This window comes from Thioclava sp. UBA3469 (assembly GCF_002378135.1).
Taxonomy (GTDB): Bacteria; Pseudomonadota; Alphaproteobacteria; order Rhodobacterales; family Rhodobacteraceae; genus Thioclava; species Thioclava sediminum.
In genome coordinates, this window is sequence record NZ_DFRG01000085.1 from 2792 (window position 1) to 3135 (window position 344).

Annotated in this window: 1 pseudogene; it reads right to left on the reverse strand. The window is 58.7% G+C overall.

Annotated elements, in window-relative coordinates:
* Positions 1-230 precede the first annotated feature (230 nt).
* A pseudogene (locus B3D39_RS07335) lies at positions 231-344 on the reverse strand (DNA-directed RNA polymerase subunit alpha); the annotation flags it as partial.

The following is a 344-nucleotide window of genomic DNA, read 5'->3' on the forward strand; positions in this document are numbered from 1 at the left end:
CTCGATCAGCGAGCCAGCCATGTTGGCGAAGAGCGCCTTGCGGTGCTCATGGGTACGGTTGAGGCGGCGGTAGCCACGTGCGTGACGCATTGTCTATCTCCAATCTTGCGTTTTGCTTTGTCAGGCCAGCGATGCGTGTCACCGGCTCACCTTGGGGTCTTGTGACCCAGATCGTCCCCGGCAGTCCGGGCATTGGAGGGGCGTTTAGCCAACGCCCCTCAATTCGTCAATCAGAACTGGTCTTCGAAACGCTTGGCCAGATCTTCGATGTTCTCCGGCGGCCAATCTTCGACTTCCATCCCGAGATGCAGGCCCATGCCCGAGAGCACTTCCTTGATCTCGTT